Here is a 24,322-nt window from a genome sequence, read left to right on the forward strand (position 1 = left end):
TATGAAACATATTGTAGTAGGGGCAGTCGCATACGCCCCACAGGTACTGCCTATTTGGGATGTTATTAGAGACTATGCAAATACATATTTTAAAAACACACGACTTGATTATGTGCTTTTTAGTAATTATGAAAGGCAAGTGCAATGGCTTATTGATGGTAAGATAGATATTGCGTGGAATACTAATGTAGCCTATATCCGCACGATGTTTGCTACACAAAATAAAGCTCAAGCCATCTTAATGCGCGATACAGATATAGGCTTTAAAAGTGTCTTTGTGAGCAAAAAAGGTAATGTAAAGAATATAGAGGACTTAAGGGGTAAAAAATTTGGCTTGGGGAGCTTGGATTCTGCACAAGCTGCTATTATGCCCCTCTACTATCTTAAAGGGCATAAAATCCAAGAGTGTGATACGAGCCTCATTCACTCTATACATACAACAAATGGAGCTATCAATATATTTCGTTTCAATAGCGACTTAGGCAAACACGGCGATACCGGCAGAAGTGAATTTGACGTATTGGATAAAGTTAAGGCAGGAGAGCTTGATGCAGGAGCCATTGGCTCGACAACGTGGGCTAGAATTATACAAGAGGGGAGCTATCCACAAATAGAAAGTTTTTATGCAAGTCCTGATTATTGCCATTGCAACTTCACCTGCCTTGCGAACTTTGACGAAACACTCAAAAAAGATTTTATAGAGATGATGTGCTCACAAAATAATCTAAAAAATGACCCCAAAATAGCTCAAATGATGGCTTTAGAAGGGCTCAATCAATGGGTGCTATGCGATGAAACTGCCTTGAAGGGATATGAAGAAATACATCAAGCTATGTATGAGCAAAATCTTATACACCTATGATAATAAAATATTTTAAGACAATATAGCATTTTGAATCTTTGCCTATAGTCTAAGTCTGCTATACAAGCACAAAGGAGCAAGTCTACCCAAACGTCTCTAATCCACGTTTGTAGTATGAGCTTTATAGGCTAGATTCTATGCTGCTAGCACTCTTCTTAAATTCATCTGCCAATGTGTTAATCTTCACTTACAAAACAAATTACAAGGCAAGCCCAAAAATCTCAACCTGCATTTTTTGCTAAAATTTCCACATAAACCCCGCATCAAAATATGCCCCCGAATATTGTGTCTCGCTCCACTGAAGAAGGGCTCCTGGATATAAAAAGACTCCTTTTTGATAAAGTTTATGAAACATCAAACCAAATTTCACAAATGGATAATATTGAGCTTTCTTTTGCCATTTATTGAAATTATCATCATACCCTTCTTTTGTAGCATAAGATGAATGCACATCAAACATTATGTCAGCACCGGCATACACAACATTAAGAAATTTTATTAAGGTTCTGCACCTAATTGCTAAACTCTGTGCCCTCAAAATCTGCTCATCACGTCGTATATTCTTTAAGGTACTTCGTGGGAAAAATGGTTGATTTGAGCTTTTTGTATCTTCACTCATAGCATTTGCACAAGCATAAAGCGCATTAAGATTCAAAGATAAATGCTCAAATTCAAACATTGCACCCATATTCATACGCATAAGATAATTGATATTAAACTTATTTGTAGAACTTTCCTTGCGATTTTTGCCTCTCTCCTCCTTCCTTATAAAAGAGATATCCTATTAATAAGCACCTCTCTCCCCTACCCTCACAACAAAATATGCATCAAGAGTTGATTTTGCTAAATTGCTTTGTGGTGCAGCACTAGGCTTTATGGAAGTTATAACATCACTTGATTGTTTTATGTATTTCTCTTTGCAAACCTTACTTATTATCACACTTTCATTCCAAAATTGCTCGTGCGTAACAAGATTAATCAAAGCAAACCAAATTTTATAGGTTACCTCCTTGCCGCTATACTCAGTTATTTTTTTCTTCTACTGTGATTTGACTTTTCAAGTGGTGATTTACTGAACGTATCGTGCCTTCTTCTATGGTTGTATGCGGATCAAACTCTTTATCATCTCTTGCTCTTCTCACTTGCCTTGAATACCGCAATCCATTATCGTTGGTATCCTCTGCAAAAAGCCGAGTAATGCTCATTTTTGTTTTTTGAAGTCTGTTTATAAGCCTCTCAAGCATAAAATCTGTATCAATTTTTATTCTCTTACTTTTTTAATCTCGCTTATACCTAAGGCTATCATTGCTTTTTTTGTAGATAGTCTTGGCGATTTTGCATAAAGGATATCTAATAACTCATCAAAAACCCTAAATAGTGCTTGTATAGAGTTTTTTTCTTCTACCATAATTTAATTGACATTACTTACACTGCACCCACTTAATCTCAAAAAAGATTACAAACAAAATCCAAATTTGCCCTAGCCTTAGCCTATCTGCTTTTAACATTACAAGTACCCCTTTTATGGTTCCAATAAAACACTCTATAGTGTTGCGTAAAAATAGCTTATAACAATAATTCTTATCACATCAAAGCTTATGTTATATGAAAGTATCTCTTAATATTTCTATACTCCAAAATATAAAATGTTTAAAACAAAATATTTGCAAGATAATTTAAGAATAAAATGAAGCTAAGGTGAAAGCCTTATTTTTAGAGAAAACTTCGCTAATACTTGTTTTAACCCATTTAAAACGTAGATTCTCTTTACAGATTTAAACTAGCCTCATCACCCGTATGCTATGCAGAGTGATATTATTTAGAATGTATGGCGGATATAGAAAAAGAGATGACTTCTATCATCAATGCGCTTATGAGTAAGAAAAACATCAGTGTAATATCCAGCAAGTGGATTATATCCAGCTTTTGTCGTATCGCTAAACCATTCTAGCTTGCCACCCACACTTACATCTTCACGCACTTGGTACTTTAAATGCAAAGCTACACTCTGCTCCGCACTTCTTGTGCTATTTGTAGCCCTAGCAATAAACTGCCAATCAAACTTAGCATAATTTGCGCCCAAAAATCCAAAGCCTGTAATAGCATTCTTGCTTATTATATCAGCAAGTGCTGGTCCAATATCCCACGCGCTCGCTGTCCATATATCAAGCATTAGCGGGCTGCCCCAACTCCCAATTAAAGCACTTGCATTGCCAAAATTTTGATAATATCCTGCCCCAAAATGAAAATTATCTAACTCAAACTTTTGCTCAAAGATTAAAGTAGCACTATGATGTTCAATACCTACCCATTGTCCTCCCCGCACACTCTTATCGCTTCCCCATTGTCCATCTGCAGCTATGGGGAAAAGAGTGCGCACCTTACTTACAGAACGAAAACCTTGTGCTTCAAAATTTGGATTACTATCAAATGTAAGGCTTACACCCGGCGCAGTTACCACACCGGGAATATAATATGAGAATCCACTCACGCTAAACCCAGCAAAACTTAAATCAAGTCCTGCTGCATAGGTATTCCGTGTCGCGCCATTACTATAAGTGCCACTCACACGATAAAAATCATTAAACCATTGATCATAGGCAAAACCGCGGCGATTTGATAAAAATCCCCATATTTTTATATGCTTAAGCTGAATGTATCCTTCCGCTCCTTGCGTATATCCACTATACCACTCACCTACCTTACCACCCTCATATCGTCCAGCTTTCAAATAAACACTATCGGCATATTTATATTCCAAAAAAGCATTATGAACGATATAATTTTGTATTTTCTCCTTATCCCAAGAAAGCCCAAAATATCCCTGCTGTACTGGCGAAGCATTGCCCACACCACTATTTAGCCCCGCTGTAGAATCAAAGACTAATCCACCTATGGCACCACCTAGCCCTGCTTTAAACCCAGCTCCCAAATCTGCCTCTAAATTAAGTTGAGAGAAAAGTGTCGTAAAGCTCTCCGTAGGGGCTGCACCAGTTTCCTTATTGAGTTTTTGATTATTAAAGCCCCATTTGGTGAAAGTCTCTGCTGAACCATTGACTTGCACTTCAAAAGCATTGACCTGTATCAATAAACAACCCCAAACTAACACACCTATACATACTATCTTTTTCATTATCTTGCCTCCATTGACAAATGAAATATTTGACGGGTTTTTGAAAATACAATATGTATTCTAACACTTTACACTTAATAAAGACTTAATTTAAAATACCCTAAGCAGAGATACAAAACTCGAGCACCGCCATACGCACACACACACCATTCGTTACCTGCTCTAAAACCTTACAACGCGGATCTTTAAGCACCTCATCATCAATATCAATATTACGATGCACAGGTCCGGGGTGCAGGACTATCACATCTCTATCGCTTAGAATCTCCGGTGTCAAGCAGTATTGTCCTGCATAATCTTTGAGCGAGCCATAAATCTGCTTATCGTGACGTTCAGTCTGCGTGCGCAAACTCATAAACACATCGACTTCATTTGCTACTTCGCGCAAATGCGTAGCCGTGCGTAATGTAGTAGGCGGGAGAAAATGCGGTGGGGTAACCAAAATTACCTCAAGCCCAAAGCGACTAAGCAGCTCAATATTACTATTTGCCACACGTGAGTTTTTGATATCCCCGATAATGGCGATTTTTTTGCCCTTAAGATTGTTTAAATCATTACCAAAATGCTCTTTAAGCGTAAGCAAATCAAGCAAAGCCTGTGTTGGGTGTGCGTGTGCGCCATCACCACCATTAATGATAGGACAGCTCACTTGAGACTTGAGATAATACCCAGCTCCTGCATTTTTATGACGGATAATAATTGCACTAGGATTCATTGCATTAAGATTAGCAGCAGTATCAGACATACTCTCTCCCTTTGTAGTTGAGCTTCTACTCACATCAAGTCTTACAACATCAGCACTTAAGCGTTTAGCGGCGATTTCAAAACTAGAAAGTGTGCGGGTGGAGTTTTCAAAAAAAATAGTAATAATAGTCTTATTTTTGAGATTCTCTCTATGGCGCATATCTTTGTAAATTTGGGCTTGAGAAAGGATAGATTCTATTTGTGCTATGCTAAGGTCGCTTGTGCGGAGGAGATGTTTAGGGGAGTGCATAAAAATCCTTTGTGCTAAAATCTAAGAATTGTAGCAAACTTTATACTAGAATCTTATTAGAATTTTATGTCCTATACTATAGAATCTAGCCTATGAGAATCGCTTGACAAATAAAGCGTAGCTTTAGTTATAAGTGTATCCTTTTGTCCTCAAGGGCTATTGCCCTTTGCGAGATTAAATCCCTTCGGGATTGAATGGTGCGAAGCAGATTTTATATCTGCAAAGCAAGACCCTTTGCAAGTGTGGATTAGCATTTCGTGCGAATACGGCGATTACATCGCAACAGCAAGGGCATAATAGACTAGAGATTCTTAAACCTATCAAACTCACTTTATAAGTGTGCAAGACCTTGCTATAATAAAGCAGGGCAATACAGAATCTAAAGGAAAAATATGCGACATATAATCCAAAAAAATATCCTCATAATCCTAAGTACAACAATGCTTTGTGCTTGTAGCGATTTTTTCCGCACAGATTCTACACATATCCCTTCAGTGCATAATGCCCCCAAAGAGATACAAACTACAAAAGAGCTTGAAATACAAGCTATGCGCAAATCACAGATTTTAGAAAATAATCGCACACGTGTGCTTATGATTGTGCGCTATATGAACGAAATCGATAAAAAATTTCTTAAACAAGATGAGGGGGAAGTGTTTTTAGTCGAAATATACACCAAAGACACTTCCATACCTTTAAAATCCCTCACATTTCACCTTAGCAATGGCTATAAAAGCATAGAATCTGTGCAGATTCTCAAAATGCAAAAAGCAGATTTGGGACATTTCATACCCGATATTACCTATAATGACATATATAAAGTCGTATTTCACTCCATAGGACTAAGAGGCCGGGATAATCTCAAGTTTTCCGCGCAGATTCAAAATATAGGCAATATGGACTTTGACTTTGGTTATGCCAAACGTGAAAGCAAACTCGCACAATAATGCAACGGCTTGATACCTACTGCGCTGCCCTGCTCTCTTCCCGCACTAAAGCACAAGAAGCCATTGCTTCTGGCTGCGTCAAAGTCAATGGCATAACCATCTATAAAAATGCTATGCTTGTTAATGCTAACGATGAAGTGGTGATTAACACACAGGGCTTACTGCTAGGCAGGGCGGGGTATAAGCTAAGAGGCTTTATAAATGAATTAATTAGGCAAGGACTATGGGAGAGGGATTATCTCAAAGATAAAAGGGTGCTTGATATTGGCTCAAGCACAGGGGGATTCACACAGGTACTATTAGAAGAGGGCATAAAAGAAATCATTTGTGTAGATGTAGGAAAAAATCAGCTCCATAGCGATATTCGCAATGATAGACGCGTGAAGGTCTTTGAGGAATGCGATGTGCGGAATTTTAGCGATGAGGGTAGCTTTGATTTACTTGTGTGTGATGTGAGCTTTATCTCACTCTACAAACTTATAGAATCTTTCAAACGCATTCAAAGCAGGGATTATATATGGCTTTTTAAACCACAATTTGAAGTGGGTAAAGACGCTAAAAGAGATAAAAAAGGTGTGTTAAAAGATAAGCATTTGGGGGAGGAATACGTAAGGGCGTTTTGTGAGCATATACAAAATGATTTTAGAATCCTCCACATACAGCAAAGCATATTAAAAGGAAAGGAAGGTAATGAAGAGTTTTTTATCTATGGTAGAAAATGAAAATGTGCGTGGCATAGCATTAGGGAAGTTTGATGGTATGCACTTGGCGCACAGGGCATTATTTACTCATTTGCCCCCTCAAAGTGTGCTTTTATGTATAGAAAGCACAGGCAATTTGCTCACACCGCATAAAGAGCTATATAGCCCCTATCCTATCATCTCTGTAGCGTTTGAGGAGATTATGCAATGGAGTGGGGAGTATTTTATGCAGATTCTAAAAGATAAATTTCCATTGTTGCAAACCATAGTGGTGGGCTATGACTTTGCCTTTGGGAAAGACAGGGCATTTAATGCAAGTGATTTGCCTCATCTTTTTAGCGGAGAGGTGATTATCGTGCCGCAATTTTGCATTAATGGTATAGGGGTGCATTCAAGCTTGATTAGGGAGTTTATCCGCTATGGTGATATGGAGAATGCAAACGCTATGCTTGGGCGATACTATGCCATACAAGGTAGAGTTATCACGGGACAGAATCTTGGCGCAAAGGCACTCTATGCGACGATTAATCTCCACACGCAGCGTTATGTATTACCCCAAGATGGTGTATATGCAAGTTTTACCCGTGTAAATGATGAGATATTGCCAAGTGTGTGCTTTGTGGGACATCGCCTTAGCACAGATAGGGCTTTTAGCATAGAAAGCCACATACTTGAGAAAGAGATATATCTTAAAAGCAATGTAACGGATATTTACTTCGTGCAAAAAATCCGCGATAATCAAAGCTTTAGCGATTTAAGCTTATTAAAAAAGCGTATCACGCAAGATATTATAGAATCTAAGCAGATTCTCTCCCACGTTCAAATACCCTCTTAAGGTAATATCTAAGGCTGAGAATGCTCCTCATTTGAAGAAGTAGTATCTTGTATATCTGCCTCTATATGCTCTTGGATTATAGAATCCTCCTCTTTTTCATCAGCCAAAGTCTGTGGTTCATAGGTAGGCATTTGCGGCTTAATAATGCTAGAGCTTTGCTTTTGAGCTTTTTTATTCATTTTTTGTGCAAATTTATTAGATTGATAGCAATCTACATAGATTCTATATAAAAATGGCTCTTTAGCTTTTGGGTGTGGGACAATGACTGCAAAATACTTTTGCTCACCTACTCCAATATCAATATCAATATTAGTATGTGATGAACTCTTGGGGAAAATGCTATTAAGCATTTTTATGATTTTATTACCCTTTTCATCACGCACTTCATTGACACTAATAGCACATTCATTAATAGTAATCTTGCCTTTATGTGTAATATTACCAGCGACAAAAAAGCCTTTTGTGTATTGCATAATATGAGCTTGAGTAATATCCACATCAATTTTATAAAGCACTTTTTGCATAACAAATTGCAATGTAAAAGGTGTACTAATAATTACCCCTGCAGAGAGAAAAAAGAAAAATCCTGCTATGAACTTCCGCCCTCGCAATAAAAGTGCCAGTGTAAAAATCATAATAAAAACAAAAAAAATCACTAAGAGAATAGCAATTTCATAAATCGAAAAATACGAAGCCATTTGCATCAAAATGGCTTTAAGATTCTCAATCATTACTCACACTATCCTTATGTGATGTGCGGGAAGCCTTTTCTGCTATACCACTTTGACCAGTGCGTCTTCGTAATTCTTGGAAGATAAGCTCAGGAGAGATATTCGCCCAAGCTAAGCCTACAAGCGTATGATAGAGTAAGTCCGCACATTCATAGATAATCGCAGATTCTTCCTTATCCTTAAGGGCAAAGCATAACTCTCCAGCCTCCTCTACAATCTTTTTAGCAATACTATTGATACCCTTACTCAACAAAGAAGCACTATAACTTTCTTTAGGATTTTGATATTTCCGCTCTTGTATGATGTGATATAGCTCATCAAGGATATGATAGATGCCCTGTGTATGCGACGTTTGCAGCATTAGTGTAGATTGCTTAGATTGTGAATCCTCGCAAGTAAAAGCTTTAAAAAAGCAGCTTTTCTCCCCTGTGTGGCACGCTACGCCTATTTGATGGACAATAAAGATCAAACTATCATTATCGCAATCAAGCTTTATTGCCTTAATATGCTGTATATGTCCGCTTTGCTCACCCTTTTGCCAGATTCTACGTTTGGAGCGGGAAAAATAATGTGCGAGTTGTGTTTGCAAGGTAAGTTCCAAAGATTGCTTAGATGAGTAAGCAAGCATTAGAATCTCCCCACTCTGCTCCTCTTGCACGATAGTAGGGATAAGCTCATATCGCTCCCAATCAATCAAGCCAAGCAAATCTTGCATATATCATTACCCTATTACTGCATTTATTGCCCTACCACAGCACTTTTTTGCTTACTTTTAGAATCTACCCAAATATTTGGCACAGCCCCGCCTGGTGTTAAAAATATCTGTGCGTTAGTATTTTCTTTAAGTGCCTCATTAAATTTCCCCTGTGTTTCAATCTGTCGCAATTCTAGCAATCTTTGAGAGAGACTCTCATTAACAAGGCGATTTGCCTCACTCTGCCCCTTTGCCTCAATCTCCAGCGCATCAGCCTTACCCTTTGCTCTCTCACGTAAAGCATTTGCCTCTTCTTTTGCCTTCTGCGCGTCCCTTTTAGCAAGTTCCACGCCCTCAATACGTGTTTTCACCTGCTCGGGTAAAACAATCTCACGCAACTGAATAGAGACAAGCTTCACAGGTTGATTGGGTGTTGCCTCAAGTTTGCTTTGAAAGCCATTATGGATAAGATTTGCCACTTCATCGCGTTTGGTAGGAAGCTCCTCTGTGGGATAATTCCCCACTGCACTACGCACCACATCGCGGATAACGGGATTAATGATTTTTTGCTCCCACGCTGTGCCATATTCTGCAATAGTAGCCGGAACTTTATCGCGCTCTAGCTGATATTGCACGGTAAGCTCTATGGAAATAGTCATACCGCTTGTATCCATCACATTAATAGCGTCATTGCGCAGAATACTTTGCTCCCGCCCGATATTTCCCATATCCTCAATACGTGAGAAGTTAATCGTCCGCACTTTCACATCAACGATAATCACATCTTGAATAATAGGTATAAAAAAGTGTAATCCCGGGTCAAGCGGTTTAGGGTCATATTTACCGGTAGTTACCTTGATACCCACTTCCCCAGCATTCACTATCACAAAAGGACGTGCCGCGATAAAAATCACTATCAGCAACGCAACGATAATAATAATCCCCAAAGACTTACCACTAGGCATAGAGGGCATAGGGAAAGATTCTATATTGAAGTTATTGCCACCTCGATTATTTCCACCATTAGGGCGATTTCCACCACCATTATTGCCATTACTTGGCTCACGTTTAGTTTCATTTGATTTCTCATCAATTTGAGCGCGTTTTTTCTTCAAATGTTCATTTAAATCAATAGGCATACTCTCTCCTTAATCAATATAAGTCAAATAATGGGCGTATTTTGGATTCTCCCCATTCACAAGCCCAAAAAAGGCTTCTTGCAGTTTTTTTGTCATCTCTCCTGCCTTACCATTTCCTATCACTCGTGCGTCAAGCTCACGCACAGGCGTAATCTCCGCTGCTGTCCCCGTAAAAAATGCCTCATCAGCGATATATACCTCATCACGAGTAATGCGACGTTGCTCGATGGGGATTCCCATATCTCTAGCAAGCTCGATTGTGGTAGCTTGCGTGATAGATTCTAAAGTATTATCATAAGGGGGTGTAACAAGCTTGCCATTACGCACGATAAAGAAGCACTCCCCACTTCCTTCCGCCACAAAGCCATTATCATCAAGTAATAATGCCTCATCACAGCCACAACTAAGGGCCTCGTGCTTTGCCATTTGAGAGTTAAGATAATTTGCTGCTACTTTTGCCTTACCCATCATTGCCTTAGTGGGATTGCGAACAAAAGAGCTTGTTTTAACCTTAATGCCATTATTAATACCATCTTCTCCTAGATATGCACCCCACTCCCACGCAGCAATCGCCACATTTACAGGAGCATTAATATGGCTTACACCCATCACGCCATAGCCTAAATACATAATAGGGCGGATATACACATTGCCGTGATAATCATTGCGATTTGCCCTCAAAAGCTCGATATGTGCCTTTTCTAGCTCCTCTTGTGTATAGGGGGATTTAATACATACAATCTTAGCAGAATCTAAAAGCCGCCTTATATGTTCCTTCAAGCGGAAAATGGCAAGCCCTTTTTTTGTCATATAAGCCCTTGTGCCTTCAAATACGGCATTGCCATAATGCAAGGTATGGCTTAAAATATGTGTGGTCGCCTCTGCCCATGGCACAAGCTTACCATCTTTCCAAATATATTGAGACTCTTTCATAGGGAATGCCCTCCGCTGTGATATAAGATAAAGTAGGCGATTGTAGCAAAAGTTTTATAATATTCTATTAAGCTTTAGAGCAAAAAGGCGCATTTTTCTCCTCCAGTAAAAGATATTGTGTGATTTTACTCTCTAGCTCCTGCTCCACTTGAGCTAACTCTGCTGCTAAAGTGCTAATGCCATATTGCTCATAAATGTGGGGGTTACTTAAAGCATCTTGTAACTCCTTTTGCCGCTTTTCCAAACACTCAATTTCATTTGGCAAAGATTGCAAAGCTCTACTTTCTTTGTAGCTGAGTTTGCTAGGCTTTTTGAGATTGTTTTGAGAATCCTCTCTATGATAGCTCTGTGCCTTTATCTCTATCTTTGTATCCGTTTGCAAGGTAGATTCAAAATGCTCTATCTCGTACAAATCCTCCTGCATAGCTAAATACTCGCTATATAGCATACTGCTTTGCGTGATCTTACCCTCACCTTCAAAAATCAATAGCTTTTGGGCTAGTTTATCAATAAAATATCTATCGTGGCTTACGAAAATCACCGCACAAGAGAGACTTAAGAGGTATTCCTCAATGATATTAATCGTCTGTATATCTAAATCATTTGTAGGCTCATCAAGGACTAATACATCAACAGCTTTGGTAAAAAGCAAGGCTAAAGCCACGCGATTTTTCTCCCCTCCGCTTAAAAATCCAATCTTTTGGGTGAGTAATTCCTTAGGAAACAAAAAATGTTTCAAATATCCATAGACGTGTAAATGTTTGCCACGCACATCGATATGTTCTCCGCCATTAGGGCAAAAGGTCTCTAGCAAATCCTTGCTATCATCAAGCATAGTGATATGCTGATCGAAATACCCTATGCGGATATCACCGACTTTTATCACACCAGAATCAGGCTTTTGCTCTCCAAGCAGCATTTTTAAAAAGCTTGATTTACCCGAGCCATTTTTGCCTACAATAGCGATTTTATCCCGCGCTAAGATTCTTAAACTCAAATCTTTTATCAAGCATTTTCCGCCTATGCTTTTAGAGATATGCTCAATCTCAAAAAGGCATTTTTGATTATTTGCGCTATGAGATTGATTAAAAGATTTTTGCTCCCTCTCTAGCTCTAGGCGCATTTTACGTATAAGTGATGGATTTTTCTTCGCTTCCTCGCGCATAGTTAAGATTCTATTCTTGCGCCCCTCATTACGCTTAGTCCGCGCTCTCACACCTCGCCTTAGCCACTCCTCCTCGCTTTTAAGTATTTTAAGTAGCTTTTGATGCTCCCTATCCATATTTTTTAAAATCTCTGCTTTTTTGCTAAGATAGTCCATATAACCACCATCAAAACTACGCAAAATCCCCTCATCAAGCTCTATGATACGCGTTGCTACTTTATCAATAAAATATCTATCATGACTAATAAACACCAAAGTCAAATGCGATTGCAACAAAAAAGATTCTAAAAACTGCACCATTTGCACATCAAGGTGGTTTGTAGGCTCATCAAGCAATAAAATATCACAAGGTTGCAAAAGCAAACTTGCTAGGGCTATACGCTTTTGCTCTCCTCCGCTAAGGGAATTTGCCAATCTATCTTTAAAGGATTCTAATTCAAAACGTGTGAGAATCTCATCAACTAATGCTTGTAAATCCCAGCCCCTATATGTGCTTAAATACGTACTTAATCGCTCATATTCCTCGCTTGTTTCCTTGCTAGACTCATTTGTTTGAGCCATTATACTATGCAGTTCCTCTAGCCGCTCGTGCGCAGCCTTTATCTCACGCATACTTTCTATAAGCACATCTTTGACGCTTGCTTGAGGAGAGAAAAAGGGCTTTTGATGAAGGGATAGAATCTTTAAATGTTTGATGTTGATACGCTCCCCGCTATCAGTATCTATTTGCCCGGCAATGATATTTAAAAGGCTTGATTTACCCGAACCATTTTTACCTACAATAGCTATACGTTCATATTCTGAGATATGCAAGACAATACGATTTAAGATAACTTTATGCTCGTATTGCTTGCTGACATCTTGCAGGGAGAGGAGATTCATTCAAACTTAAATGTCTTAATTTGTGCTAAAGAGAGAATAGCAAAATTAGTATCTTTATTGCGCTTAGATTCTTTACCAATTTTGATAATCGAGGCAGGTGTACCAAAGCGCAATTCAGAATCCACATAGACAATCTCAAATTTTTGGCGATTTACTGCACTAAAATATTCGATTTCTTTGTGATACATCACCACATTATGGAATTTGCTTACAGACATAATTTTGATTTTCAGCTCCAAACCAAAAGTTGGGTTATCTGTAAAAATGAGAAAATCCTTTGCATTTTTTGCCATATATTTATGATAGTATTGATACACAGCATATTCATTGTCTCTCAATTTAGATCTATCAAGCATTTTAACGTGGTTACCTAAAAAGGTCATCGAGCAAAATGGGCTGTTGATATTATGCTTAAAAAATACATTTTTTATCGCTACTGATGACATACCTAATTCCCATATTTTATTATCAATATGTGTTGCACACACGTCCATAGCCTCTTTAGTTCTATTGATAAGCACTTCATACATTTTGTGAAAAATCGCTTCAAATTGTTTAAGATTATCTTTTTTGAAATTCTCTGCAAGGGTCTTTAACCTATCCATAGTTGCACTTATCACCTTAATGTCAGATTCTGCTTTAGCTGCAGCAGCTTTTGTTTTTACTTTACGTTCTTCTAAAGCTTTTATATCACCCTTTTTTGCATCAATCTTAGATTGAATCGAACGCAATTCCATAGCACTTACACGAATCTTATTCTGCATAGAAAGCTTCTTTTCATTAAAGGTCTCTATCGCTCTTAAAACACCTTTATAGTGATATTGCAACTCAAGAAAACATTCTTGAAAAATCTTATCAGGAGTGAGATTGGTATTTGTTTGAAACTGCCTATAGGAGTATTCAAGCTTTTTTAACACCTGCAAATCATCGGCAAAATTATCAATGGTTACATGCCTATCATTAAAGACTAAATAATCAATAGCCTTAGTAAGATAAGGCTTCACAATAACATAATTGATACGCTTTTGAGGGCTTTCCTCATCTCCTCCCGTATCAGCAATAGAATTAAGTGCGTGAAATTCCTCACGAAAGTAGTTTTTGATAGCATCAGCAATAGGTGTGCTAATCTGTATGCTATTAAGCTTAAGATAATTTGTTTCAGCAAAAATTTGCTTTGCAATGGCTGCCCTTGCATCGGATTCTTTACTTTTAAGCTCTTCATCGGTATTTGTACGCCAGAAGTCAATTTCGCGCACCAAATCACCTTCTCCAAAATGTTGATACTTTGAAGCTTTGCAGCTTGTAACTCTATCATTCCCCTCATCATCAAGCCGAAACTCTACGAGCATACCTGCACTCGGTATCATACGTTGATCGTGCCAATTTTTCTCACGTAACTCAAAAATCTTCTTATTAACGTTAATAATAACACCATTTTTGGTCTGACTAGAATATCTTAGTATTTTGCCATGCACTTTTGCACTCCTTCAAAAAGCCAGAACTCTCTCCAGTTCCCTCATAAAGCTAATATTTACAAAATTCTTTAAATTGCTTTTGTTTCCTTTAAAACAATACACAAAAGTTAGATTGTAGCCAAATAAAAATAAAAGAAACATTATGAATTTCTCAAAATCTTTATGATATAATCCCGCCATTTCATCTCAAAATACAAGTATCTAAATTACACTTTGAGGCACCTTAGTGCTTCAAAGATACGCGTAAAGGATTTCTCATTAAAAAACTATATATTTATATTGGGCTTAATATTGTACTACTTTTTCTCTCTGTAGCTACTCTTTTTGGCAATAATGGGCTTGTAGGTAGCTTTGGTGAAGCATTTGCTAGGGCGAATATTGGTTTTTTTGGTTATCTTGCCTATATTTACTTGCCCTTTCTTTTATATCCGCTCTATGCCCTTTATAAAAACTTGAAACTCACCTTTAGACGACTTGAAATCGCTGTATCATTTTGTCTTTTTTTTCTTGGACTTTTGATTCTACAATCTCTCGTATTAGAAAAGGGCTATTTTGGCAATAGTCTTGTATTTTTTCTTAAGGATTATATTGGCTACTTTGGGGTATGGGTGCTTACCCTATTTTTCTTTGTATTCTCGTGGCTTATTGGCACACAGCGCAATATCGACTTACTCTTAAAACAAAGCAAACACAAAGCCCTTGTAGCATTTGACCTCATCAAGCATTACACACTTGTATGCTCTCAACATATACAAACATTTTTTCTTCATATAAAAACACGTTTTTTACCTTATTTGCAGCGGTTTTTTAGCAAAAAAGAAAAACAAATTCTTGATTTGCAAAATATGACACAAGAGAGAATCCAACAAGCAAGCTATGACTTTAAAGATGTACTTATTGAAGAAAGTTTTGATGAAGCATACAAACCCAATCCAAAAATACTTCATCCGCTACAAGAAAATACACAGAACGCTCTTGCCCCCTCTTCTACTCCCCCAGTGCAGCCCATACTTCAGCAGCCCCAAGAGCAGCCTGATAAAAAACCACGATTAGAAGTTGTCCAGGCTACAGGCGAAGAGCTTAAATTAGAAGAGTTTTTTAAACTACAAATAGCTAAACATAAAAATATACTTGATAAGCTCAGTGGCAAAAGAAATATTGCACTCACAGACCCTGTTCTTACAGCTCAAAAGCCCACTTTATTAACCCAAGATTTACAACACCCCCAGTCTACTCCACCCGAGCCCGTTCAAAAACCATCAAAGACTATCTCTACCCCTCCTCCACGTCCTTTAAACCCTAACGCATTCTTGCAATCCACAACACCACCACAAAATACCCAAAAACATCAACATATCGCAGATGAAAATCTTAAAGCATCACAATCCCTTGAGATTCCTGCAGACCTTAGTTTAGAATCTTTACAATCCACACAGAATCCTCCTATTGAAAGCATTTCAAATGAAAATATTCCATCTGTAGAATCTAGCCCACAAGTTCCAACATTGCCCAATCAAACACCGATTCAACCCCCCATTTTCACACCCATAGAACCCCTAACAAATAACATACAAGATTCATCTCCAGCCACTAAAGAGAGTATGTCCAGCGATGAAGTTGCCCCTCCTAGCGAAAATACACCCGATAATATCAGCAACCAATCGCCTACATCTAGCGCCTATACTCCACCACAAATTTTTCCGCAAAATACTCCATTAGAGCTTGATATACAAGAGATTTCCTCACCAGAAGACAATAATGAATCTAAAGAATGGGCAAATGACATCGCGCAAGAAATACCAGCACAAACACCTACCAAACCTACATATCAACGCATTACAGAACTTGATGAGAATACTTCAATGCTCAATAACCTTGAATATGGTAAAGTGGATAAACCTAAATACTTCAGGCTTCCACTCACAAGCTTTCTCAATCAGCCGCAAAATGATCATACAGAAATTGATGAAAATGAAATTGACCGCAAAATTGAAGATCTATTAGCCAAGCTTAAAATGTTCCGTGTGGAGGGTGATATAGTCCGCACATACTCCGGACCCATTGTAACTACCTTTGAGTTCCGCCCTGCTCCTCACGTCAAAGTAAGCAAGATTCTCACCCTTGAAGATGATTTGGCTATGGCATTACGTGCACGCTCTATCCGTATCCAAGCCCCCATCCCGGGTAAAGATGTAGTGGGCATTGAGATTCCAAACAATACAACTCAAACTATCTATTTACGCGAGATTCTAGAATCCGATTTGTTTAAAACTTCTACCTCGCCGCTCACACTTGCTTTGGGAAAAGACATTATTGGTAATCCCTTTATTACAGACCTAAGGAAAGCTCCACATTTACTTATTGCTGGGACGACGGGCAGTGGCAAAAGTGTGGGATTAAATGCAATGATTCTCTCTCTACTTTATAAAAATACACCCGAAAATCTCAAGCTTTTGATGGTTGATCCCAAAAAGGTGGAATTTAGCATTTATGCGGATATTCCTCATCTTATCACACCCATTATCAGTCAGCCCAAAAAGGCGATAATTGCCCTTAATAGTGCCGTGGTAGAAATGGAGAGAAGACTAGACTTAATGAGTGAAATTCCTGTGAGAGATATTGATAGCTATAATCGCAAAATGACCGAAGAAGGAGGAGATAAATTCCCTTACTTGGTAGTAATTATTGATGAATTAGCAGATTTAATGATGACAGGGGGCAAAGAGGTGGAGTTTGCCCTTGCTCGTATAGCACAAATGGGACGTGCATCAGGGATACATCTTATCGTAGCTACCCAACGTCCAAGCGTAGATGTCATTACCGGTTTAATCAAAGCTAATCTCCCCTCACGCATTAGCTATAAAGTAGGAACAAAAATAGATTCTAAAGTAATCCTTGATAGCTTTGGTGCAGAATCTCTGCTTGGTAGGGGCGATATGCTTTTCAAACTTGAAGAGAGGGCTATACGATTACACGCTCCTTGGAGCACTGAAGAAGAGATTGAAAAAATCACGGCTTTTATCAAAGAGCAGCAGCCTGTGAATTACGATAAAAGTTTTATCCTAGAAGAGAGAGATGAGGGCTTCTCATATAATGACAAAGAAAATGGAGATAATGGAGATTTAATCGCCGAGGCAAAAAAAATTATCCTACAAGATAGAAAGACCTCAGGCAGCCATTTGCAACGCCGATTATCCATTGGCTACAATAAAGCGGCAAATATTATTGAACAGCTTGAACGTGAGGGCTTTTTATCTGCACCTAATGCTAAAGGTGCTCGTGAAATCAGGGGACAATAAATCGAGCTATACTTAATGAATATTTATCCTAAACTTATACAATCAGCTATTACATTTTTAAAGGAGCAGATATGCGATACACACTTTTATGTTTATGCTTTTTAATGTTTCTCTTTAGTCCTAGTGTGGCGGTGGATTTTAAAGAAGCGCCCAAGATTCAAAAACGTATCACCCCACAAACAGGAAATGACACGCTCTACTCCTTTAATTCCTCTATTGAAGAAGCCAAAAAAGCGGTGGTAAATATCTCTACGCAAAAGAATGTAAGCAACTCTCTCCCTAATCACCCTATGTTTAACGATCCCTTCTTTCAGCAATTTTTTGGTGATATTTATGGGCAAATCCCTAAAGAACGTATAGAACGTAGCCTTGGTAGCGGTGTAATCATCTCTAATGATGGGTATATCATTACTAACAATCACGTCATTGAAGATGCTGATAAGGTGCTTGTTTCACTTTCAAATAGCAGCAAAGAATATACTGCAAAAGTCGTTGGCACTGATGCACGTAGCGATTTGGCTGTGATTAAGATTGACGCTAACAATCTCTCTCCTATTAGTTTTGCTGATAGCAGCAATGTGCTTATAGGCGATGTCGTATTTGCTATTGGCAATCCTTTTGGTGTGGGTGAGAGTATCACACAAGGTATTGTATCTGCCCTCAATAAAAGCGGTATTGGAATCAATGATTATGAAAACTTTATCCAAACTGACGCTTCGATTAATCCAGGTAATTCTGGCGGTGCATTGGTGGATTCTCGTGGAGCACTCATTGGCATTAATACGGCTATCCTTTCACGCACAGGTGGTAATCACGGCATTGGCTTTGCCATACCCTCGGATATGGCAAAGAAAATCGCCAAAGAGCTTATTGAAAAAGGCAGCATTAAACGTGGATTTTTGGGTGTGGGGATTCAAGATGTGAGCGAAGACCTCAAAGAAAGCTATGGAGATAATAGCGGAGCGGTAGTTATTAGCCTTGAGCCACAATCTCCTGCAGCAAAAGCTGGGCTTATGGTATGGGATCTCATCACCTATGTTAATAATAAAAAAGTATCAAGTGCCGCGGAACTTAAAAACCTCATTGGTATGCTACCTCCCAATGAAAAGGTTACTATTAAATTTATTCGCGATAAGCAAGAAAGGGTAACGCAAATCACACTTGCTGAACTTAAAGATTCTAAATCTCAAAATACACAAAATACGTCAAAGAATGGCTCTTCTTCAGCTATAGATGGTTTAAGTGTAGAGGAATTAACCCCCACACTACGGCAAAGATACCAAATACCCGATAGTATTAATGGTGTTGTAATTACACGTATCAGCCCTAATTCAAAGGCAAGTGAAGTTGGATTTAAAGTAGGTGATATTATCGCACAAGTCGAGAATATCACTATTAGAAAGCCTGCAGACTTAAGCAATGCTTTCACACGATTAAAAGGTAAAAATAAAAGAATCCTTATTTATAGCAGCAGCGGCACAAAAACCATTGTTATCAAATAAGCGATCAAGGAGAAAAGCAAGGTGGTTATGCTTGATGAAAATCAACTCTCGTTGATTAAAGAGAAGCTCTATAAATATTGCGGTATATTCTTAAATGACTCAAAACCTGCAATGATAAAAAATAGAATCTACCACCTTATGCGCGATACACAAATATATAACATAGATACATTACTCTCAAACATTGAGAGTAATGCTAAAATCCAACAGCAATTTATCAATAGCCTCACCACAAACAAAACAGACTTCTTTCGTGAGGTTTTTCACTTTCAAGATATGATTGATCGCTCATTGCCTGCACTTTCTAGACTTAATAAGCCTATTAAAATTTATTGTTGCGCAAGCTCTACGGGGCAAGAGCCCTACTCTATTGCTATGAGTGTGCTTTATGCAAAAAAACTCTACAAATCTAGCATCCCTGTAAGCATTGTAGCTACTGATATTGATACAAATGTATTGCAAGAAGCCAAAGAAGGCATTTATACAATTGATTTTAAAGTTGAGAAATTTCCACATTAGTGCGATATAGATGAATATTTTGATGCCCTTGATGATGGTAAAAACCCATCTGTGCGCTTATTTAAAGTAAAAAATAAACTCAAAAATATGCTTACATTCAAGCAAACGAATCTTTTTAGCAAGTCCTATCCCTTTATACGTGAAGAATTTGACATACTCTTTTGTCGCAATGTGCTTATTTATTTTAAGCAAAAAGACCAGCAAGAGATTCTATCAAGACTAATTGATACATTGCGTATTGATGGAACATTCTATCTAGGGCATAGTGAAATCCTCTTCCACCTGAGTGAAAAATTTGAGAAACTTGGCAATAAAACTTTTATAAAGATAAAGGCGTAGCGATGTTGATGAAAACTATCAAATACCATCCCGATCTTATCCTTAAAAGCAATCCCTGCAAAATTAATCGTAGCAAACTTGTGGTTATTGGTGCTTCAACAGGCGGAGTTGATGCACTTTCATATATTTTTTCACGCCTGCCCGCACAGCTACCACCTATCGCTGTAGTGCAGCACATCCCACAAAGTTTTGGTTCCTCATTTGTCAAGCGACTAGATACCCTCTCGCAGCTTAGCATTTACGAAGTTACCACTAAAATGTCATTAAAAAATAATTGCGTTTATATCGCCACTGGTAACAAACATATGGTAGTTGATTTTGTAATGGGTTCATATTGTGCCTATCCACTCAATGAAGAGAGGAAAATCTCACGCCATAAACCAAGTGTAGATATTCTCTTCCGCAGTGCGAATAATGCAGCAGGTGCTTCTGCGCTTGGCATTATTCTTACAGGTATGGGAGATGATGGCTGCATAGGGCTTAAAGAATTGTATGATAATGGAGCACATACATTAGCAGAAAATGAAAAAGATTGTATAGTGTTTGGTATGCCAAAAAAAGCTATAAAAATGGATGCTGTAAGCGAAATTTTAAGCCTTGATATGATTATCCAACGTATAATTGATTATGCCAATACACAACCCCAGCCCAAAGAAAAAGACTAGAGAAACTCTAGTTTATTCTCTAGTCTTTCTTTCTATAAGGAGGAGGGACTTAAATGTGCAAGTGTAGCCTAGTGCTAAAGCACAAGCGCAAAGTCAGCTCGGCATATGCCTCGCTCTTTTTTATTGTTATTCGCTAGATTATCCTCTCACCCCCTTACGACGCTTTAAGAGGTTGGCACTTTGTGCGATTTAATTTTTATGTCAGCGAAGATATACCTCACTTGTGGGGAGACTAGAGATTTGATACCCTAAAAACTCGCTTATTGGCTAAGGCATAGATAAGCTAGAGATTCGAGTATAATCTATACGTATTCTTACCTGCATAAAATAGTCCTGCAAGGCATTTGCCAAATTATGGATTCACTTTCTTTAAAAAAATGTTTTGCCAAAAATTAATCTTACAGATTACAGAAAACTCTACTCTCACATTTGTTTCTAATAAGTTTCAAAGACAAGATTCCAAATATTCCTCATAACTACCACGGAAATCAATTATCTGTGCGCCATTTGTAGGATTTTCACTATCGATTTTTAGCTCTATAATTCTATTAGCATACGCGTCAATCAGCTCTCTATCATGGCTTACACAAATCACATTACCGCTAAACTTATACAATGCCTCGCCTAGTGCGATAATGGATTCTAAATCAAGGTGATTAGTGGGCTCATCAAGTATGAGGAAATTGCCACCCTCAAGCATTAGCTTGCTTAACACCATTCTATGCTTCTCCCCTCCGCTAAGCGCGTTTATAGGCTTCTCCTGCTCCTTTCCACTAAATAGCATTCTGCCTAGCGCATTACGTATCTCACCACTCTCCTTTTTCTTATCAAAGCTCCTAAGCCACTCATAGAGGGTCTCCTCGCCCTTTATTTCTTCGCTCACATTTTGCGGGAAATAGCCCCTTTGGGTAGTCGCACCCCATTTTACGACACCACTATCTGGCTTTAGCTCTTCTATGAGAATCTTACACAATGTCGATTTGCCTACGCCATTTGCCCCCACAAGCGCGATTTTATCGCCGGGTAGAATCTTTAGATTCACATCTTTTAGCACGCATAAATCCCCATAACTCTTGGTGATTCCCTCACATTCTAGAGCTTCATCACCGATAGGACGATTGGGTTTAAACACAATACTTGGGTCTCGCCTTGAGCTCACAGCAAGGCTTTGAATATCAAGCTTTTCAAGCTGTTTTTGTCGGCTCGTAGCTTGTCTTGCCTTACTCGCATTAGCAGAAAATCGCGCAATAAAAGATTCTAATTCCTCTTTTTCCTTAAGCTTTTTGTTACGCTCCATTTCCTGCTGCTTAGCAATCAAAGTTGAGGCAATATACCAATCGTCATAATTCCCGCTAAACTCCCGCACAGAGCCAAAATCCATATCTAAAATATGAGTGCAGACACTATTTAAAAAATGCCTATCGTGGCTAATCACCACCAAAGTGCCTTCGTGCCGCTTGAGATTCTCCTCAAGCCACGCGATTGTAGGCAAGTCAAGGTTATTTGTCGGCTCATCAAGCAAAAGTATATCGGGCTTTGGGAAAAGCACCTGTGCTAAGAGAATCTTAAACTTATCGCCACCGGTGATGGTTTTCATCAATTCGTTATGAATGCTGCTCCCAAAGCCCAAATCCTCTAAAATCTTTTCAATCACCACATCATATTCATACATCGGGTCTTCTTCAGCACATATCATTTCAAGCTCCCCGAGCTCGACATTCACCTGCTCATCGCTCAAATCGCCATTTTCATATAAGTATTCCTTGCGTTTAATCGCCTCATAAAGCCGCTTATTGCCTATCAACACGGCATCTTTCAAACTCAAATCCTCAAAGGCATATTGATCCTGCCCCAAAACCCCCATCTTCAAGCCCTTATCAATCACTACTTCGCCACTACTTGCCTCATACACGCCACTCAAAATTTTAAGAAAAGTCGATTTCCCCGCGCCATTTGCCCCGATAAGCCCATAACGTTTATGCACATCAAGCTTGATATTCACATTTTCAAAAAGCTTTTTTGTCGCATATCGCATTGAAAGATTGATGGTTTGTAGCATTGCAGAATCCTTAAAAAATATAAAATAAATACTACATTTTAGCATAAAATGCCATTTTGAGGATAATTATACTACACTTGCAATCTACGTAACTACATTACGAAGGGAGTTTTAATACTTATTAAGCTTGTAGGTGATTTAGGCAATCAAATGTTTATTTACGCTTTTGCAAAAGCTATGGAGCAAAGGTGCAACAGCATATAATCATATAGATTCTACACGCTGGGGGGGGGGATAGTATTCATTTATTAGAAATTGCTTCTTTCAACCTCTCACTGCCACTTTATAAATCTAAACATACCATTACTTCCCATCTTTTATCCCCCGTTATAATGCTACCTTGACGCTATCTCTATCAAAAATACTGCAATGGCATATTCAAATGAAATCTAACCTATAGCCCCTACTATCTGCAACACAAATATACTGTGTAAGAAACCCCACAAAAACAACAAAGTTCTAGCATTTTTCAAACAAAGCTTTTGCACCCTATCCTATGCCTCACGGATATTTTCATAATATTGCTTATTTAGATAATTTATATCCAATCTTACAAAAAAGATTTTGCGCTTGCTCGCTCTCTTAGCAAATACAATCAAAAACTTAAAGAAAAAAAATACTTAACACCAAAGAAAGTGTTTTCCTGCACGTGCATTTAAGAGATTATCTACTAGATAAAAACGTCGCTTATGTGCGACCTGGTGACACATACTATAATCAAGCCATACAAATCCTGAAAAATCGCCTTAGCTTTCCACACATTTTCATCTTTAGTAACGATATACAATAATGTGAGAAGCACATTTGAGGGCTTATATAGATTTTAGCGGCTGCGAGCCAAGCTTTATCAAAGGCAACAGCAAGAGTGATGCTACGCAAGAGATGGAGCTTATGTGCTCGTGCAAACACGTCATTATGGCAAATTCAACATGCTAAATTTTTAAGTATTATTTAACAGAAATCTATAAATTTTATAAAAATTCTCAAATATGGATAAAATTTATTAAACAAAGCGATATATAATAAGCACATAAATGCTTCATACATCGTAGCAATGCGATTTAAAGGTAGCATTTACATATCATCTTTTATTGAGGAGCTGAAACGATGGCTAAGTATATAGAATTGAGTAATGATAATTTTGACACAGAGATTACAAGCGGTGTGGCATTAGTAGATTTTTGGGCACCTTGGTGCAATCCTTGCAAAATGCTTTCTCCTGTAATTGACAAACTTGCAGAAGATTATGAAGGTAAAGCAAAAATATGTAAGGTGAATGTAGATAATGAAACCGAACTTTCAAAACGATTTGGCATTAGAAATATCCCTACTATTTTATTTATGAAAAATGGGGAGATAAAAGATCAAATTACAGGTGCGTTGCCAGAGCAAACTATTCGTGAAAAGCTTGATGCTATTCTTTAATCCCATAAGGCTCTCTTAAGCAG

Annotated in this window: 19 protein-coding genes and 1 pseudogene; 9 read left to right on the plus strand and 11 right to left on the minus strand. The window is 38.2% G+C overall.

What is annotated here, in order from left to right; translation table 11 throughout:
• Position 1: 1 nt before the first annotated feature.
• The gene (locus V3I05_RS01725) at positions 2-862 is read left to right on the plus strand and encodes a phosphate/phosphite/phosphonate ABC transporter substrate-binding protein (RefSeq protein WP_300451657.1); all 861 of its coding nucleotides are present in this window, start codon (positions 2-4) and stop codon (positions 860-862) included.
• 238 nt (positions 863-1,100) lie between these two features.
• Here V3I05_RS01725 and V3I05_RS01730 read toward each other — a convergent pair whose 3' ends face one another.
• The 4 genes from V3I05_RS01730 to V3I05_RS01745 form a co-directional block, all read right to left on the minus strand.
• Complete coding sequence (locus V3I05_RS01730; RefSeq protein ID WP_343353828.1) at positions 1,101-1,541, minus strand: hypothetical protein; 441 nt, start codon at positions 1,539-1,541, stop codon at positions 1,101-1,103.
• A gap of 343 nt (positions 1,542-1,884) precedes the next feature.
• Complete coding sequence (locus V3I05_RS01735; protein ID WP_300900609.1) at positions 1,885-2,067, minus strand: hypothetical protein; 183 nt, start codon at positions 2,065-2,067, stop codon at positions 1,885-1,887.
• Between the two features lie 614 nt (positions 2,068-2,681).
• Positions 2,682-3,995, minus strand: a complete 1,314-nt coding sequence (locus V3I05_RS01740; protein WP_343353830.1) for an outer membrane family protein — start codon at positions 3,993-3,995, stop codon at positions 2,682-2,684.
• Positions 3,996-4,095: 100 nt separating this feature from the next.
• Positions 4,096-4,989 carry an aspartate carbamoyltransferase catalytic subunit gene (locus V3I05_RS01745; RefSeq protein ID WP_295701928.1) on the minus strand — a complete coding sequence of 298 codons (894 nt, stop codon included), beginning with the start codon at positions 4,987-4,989 and terminating at the stop codon, positions 4,096-4,098.
• Between the two features lie 392 nt (positions 4,990-5,381).
• On the opposite strand from V3I05_RS01745, the gene V3I05_RS01750 reads away from it, so the two are divergent.
• From V3I05_RS01750 to V3I05_RS01760, 3 genes are read left to right on the plus strand one after another with little or no spacing between them, the layout of a single operon-like run.
• A complete protein-coding gene (locus V3I05_RS01750; RefSeq protein ID WP_300451666.1) occupies positions 5,382-5,936 on the plus strand; it encodes a hypothetical protein in 555 nt (184 codons plus the stop codon).
• Positions 5,936-6,658, plus strand: a complete 723-nt coding sequence (tlyA, locus tag V3I05_RS01755) for a 23S rRNA (cytidine-2'-O)-methyltransferase TlyA (protein ID WP_300451668.1) — start codon at positions 5,936-5,938, stop codon at positions 6,656-6,658. The genes V3I05_RS01750 and tlyA overlap by 1 nt, the downstream gene beginning before the upstream one ends.
• A complete protein-coding gene (locus V3I05_RS01760) occupies positions 6,627-7,472 on the plus strand; it encodes a bifunctional riboflavin kinase/FAD synthetase (RefSeq protein ID WP_295701934.1) in 846 nt (281 codons plus the stop codon). The genes tlyA and V3I05_RS01760 overlap by 32 nt, the downstream gene beginning before the upstream one ends.
• Before the next feature lie 8 nt (positions 7,473-7,480).
• Here V3I05_RS01760 and V3I05_RS01765 read toward each other — a convergent pair whose 3' ends face one another.
• The 6 genes from V3I05_RS01765 to V3I05_RS01790 all read right to left on the minus strand — a co-directional run bounded on the left by V3I05_RS01765 (position 7,481) and on the right by V3I05_RS01790 (position 14,491).
• Positions 7,481-8,203: a DUF2393 domain-containing protein gene (locus V3I05_RS01765; RefSeq protein ID WP_295701936.1), complete on the minus strand. Its 723-nt coding sequence runs from the start codon at positions 8,201-8,203 to the stop codon at positions 7,481-7,483.
• The gene (gene hisIE, locus V3I05_RS01770; RefSeq protein ID WP_295701938.1) at positions 8,196-8,918 is read right to left on the minus strand and encodes a bifunctional phosphoribosyl-AMP cyclohydrolase/phosphoribosyl-ATP diphosphatase HisIE; all 723 of its coding nucleotides are present in this window, start codon (positions 8,916-8,918) and stop codon (positions 8,196-8,198) included. The genes V3I05_RS01765 and hisIE overlap by 8 nt, the downstream gene beginning before the upstream one ends.
• 23 nt (positions 8,919-8,941) lie before the next feature.
• Positions 8,942-10,036 (minus strand): SPFH domain-containing protein, encoded by a 1,095-nt coding sequence (locus V3I05_RS01775; protein ID WP_295701940.1) that lies wholly within the window; start codon positions 10,034-10,036, stop codon positions 8,942-8,944.
• Positions 10,037-10,045: 9 nt separating this feature from the next.
• Positions 10,046-10,969 carry a branched-chain amino acid transaminase gene (locus V3I05_RS01780; protein WP_300448985.1) on the minus strand — a complete coding sequence of 308 codons (924 nt, stop codon included), beginning with the start codon at positions 10,967-10,969 and terminating at the stop codon, positions 10,046-10,048.
• Between the two features lie 67 nt (positions 10,970-11,036).
• The gene (gene abc-f / locus V3I05_RS01785; RefSeq protein ID WP_300451677.1) at positions 11,037-13,016 is read right to left on the minus strand and encodes a ribosomal protection-like ABC-F family protein; all 1,980 of its coding nucleotides are present in this window, start codon (positions 13,014-13,016) and stop codon (positions 11,037-11,039) included.
• Positions 13,013-14,491, minus strand: coding sequence for a hypothetical protein (locus V3I05_RS01790; protein ID WP_295701945.1), 1,479 nt, complete (start codon positions 14,489-14,491; stop codon positions 13,013-13,015). Before V3I05_RS01790 ends, abc-f begins: the two co-directional genes overlap by 4 nt.
• A gap of 515 nt (positions 14,492-15,006) precedes the next feature.
• On the opposite strand from V3I05_RS01790, the gene V3I05_RS01795 reads away from it, so the two are divergent.
• From V3I05_RS01795 to V3I05_RS01810, 4 genes and pseudogenes are all read left to right on the plus strand, one after another.
• The gene (locus V3I05_RS01795) at positions 15,007-17,790 is read left to right on the plus strand and encodes a DNA translocase FtsK (protein ID WP_343353833.1); all 2,784 of its coding nucleotides are present in this window, start codon (positions 15,007-15,009) and stop codon (positions 17,788-17,790) included.
• Positions 17,791-17,861: 71 nt separating this feature from the next.
• Positions 17,862-19,292, plus strand: coding sequence for a Do family serine endopeptidase (locus tag V3I05_RS01800; RefSeq protein WP_300451679.1), 1,431 nt, complete (start codon positions 17,862-17,864; stop codon positions 19,290-19,292).
• A 27-nt stretch (positions 19,293-19,319) separates the two neighbouring features.
• Positions 19,320-20,150: pseudogene (locus tag V3I05_RS01805) on the plus strand (CheR family methyltransferase).
• Positions 20,151-20,152: 2 nt separating this feature from the next.
• Positions 20,153-20,815, plus strand: coding sequence for a CheB methylesterase domain-containing protein (locus tag V3I05_RS01810; RefSeq protein WP_300448980.1), 663 nt, complete (start codon positions 20,153-20,155; stop codon positions 20,813-20,815).
• Positions 20,816-21,260: 445 nt separating this feature from the next.
• Here the strand turns inward: V3I05_RS01810 and V3I05_RS01815 are convergent, their stop codons facing one another.
• On the minus strand, positions 21,261-22,874 hold the full coding sequence (locus tag V3I05_RS01815) for an ABC-F family ATP-binding cassette domain-containing protein (RefSeq protein WP_300448978.1): 1,614 nt from the start codon (positions 22,872-22,874) through the stop codon (positions 21,261-21,263).
• 1,107 nt (positions 22,875-23,981) lie between these two features.
• Between V3I05_RS01815 and trxA the strand changes: the two genes are divergently transcribed.
• Positions 23,982-24,299, plus strand: coding sequence for a thioredoxin (gene trxA / locus V3I05_RS01820; RefSeq protein WP_343353835.1), 318 nt, complete (start codon positions 23,982-23,984; stop codon positions 24,297-24,299).
• The last annotated feature ends 23 nt before the right edge of the window (positions 24,300-24,322 follow it).

The organism is Helicobacter mastomyrinus (assembly GCF_039555295.1).
GTDB classification, from domain to species: domain Bacteria; phylum Campylobacterota; class Campylobacteria; order Campylobacterales; family Helicobacteraceae; genus Helicobacter_C; species Helicobacter_C mastomyrinus.

Excerpts from the sequence above, each read along its gene's own strand:
- V3I05_RS01810 (WP_300448980.1), top strand. The coding sequence starts at position 20,153 with ATGTTGATGAAAACTATCAAATACCATCCCGATCTTATCCTTAAAAGC.
- tlyA (WP_300451668.1), top strand. The coding sequence starts at position 5,936 with ATGCAACGGCTTGATACCTACTGCGCTGCCCTGCTCTCTTCCCGCACT.
- V3I05_RS01760 (WP_295701934.1), top strand. The coding sequence starts at position 6,627 with ATGAAGAGTTTTTTATCTATGGTAGAAAATGAAAATGTGCGTGGCATA.
- V3I05_RS01775 (WP_295701940.1), bottom strand. The coding sequence starts at position 10,036 with ATGCCTATTGATTTAAATGAACATTTGAAGAAAAAACGCGCTCAAATT.
- V3I05_RS01735 (WP_300900609.1), bottom strand. The coding sequence starts at position 2,067 with ATGAGCATTACTCGGCTTTTTGCAGAGGATACCAACGATAATGGATTG.
- V3I05_RS01730 (WP_343353828.1), bottom strand. The coding sequence starts at position 1,541 with ATGTTTGAATTTGAGCATTTATCTTTGAATCTTAATGCGCTTTATGCT.
- V3I05_RS01815 (WP_300448978.1), bottom strand. The coding sequence starts at position 22,874 with ATGCTACAAACCATCAATCTTTCAATGCGATATGCGACAAAAAAGCTT.
- trxA (WP_343353835.1), top strand. The coding sequence starts at position 23,982 with ATGGCTAAGTATATAGAATTGAGTAATGATAATTTTGACACAGAGATT.
- V3I05_RS01745 (WP_295701928.1), bottom strand. The coding sequence starts at position 4,989 with ATGCACTCCCCTAAACATCTCCTCCGCACAAGCGACCTTAGCATAGCA.
- V3I05_RS01800 (WP_300451679.1), top strand. The coding sequence starts at position 17,862 with ATGCGATACACACTTTTATGTTTATGCTTTTTAATGTTTCTCTTTAGT.
- abc-f (WP_300451677.1), bottom strand. The coding sequence starts at position 13,016 with ATGAATCTCCTCTCCCTGCAAGATGTCAGCAAGCAATACGAGCATAAA.
- V3I05_RS01765 (WP_295701936.1), bottom strand. The coding sequence starts at position 8,203 with ATGATTGAGAATCTTAAAGCCATTTTGATGCAAATGGCTTCGTATTTT.
- hisIE (WP_295701938.1), bottom strand. The coding sequence starts at position 8,918 with ATGCAAGATTTGCTTGGCTTGATTGATTGGGAGCGATATGAGCTTATC.
- V3I05_RS01725 (WP_300451657.1), top strand. The coding sequence starts at position 2 with ATGAAACATATTGTAGTAGGGGCAGTCGCATACGCCCCACAGGTACTG.
- V3I05_RS01750 (WP_300451666.1), top strand. The coding sequence starts at position 5,382 with ATGCGACATATAATCCAAAAAAATATCCTCATAATCCTAAGTACAACA.
- V3I05_RS01740 (WP_343353830.1), bottom strand. The coding sequence starts at position 3,995 with ATGAAAAAGATAGTATGTATAGGTGTGTTAGTTTGGGGTTGTTTATTG.
- V3I05_RS01780 (WP_300448985.1), bottom strand. The coding sequence starts at position 10,969 with ATGAAAGAGTCTCAATATATTTGGAAAGATGGTAAGCTTGTGCCATGG.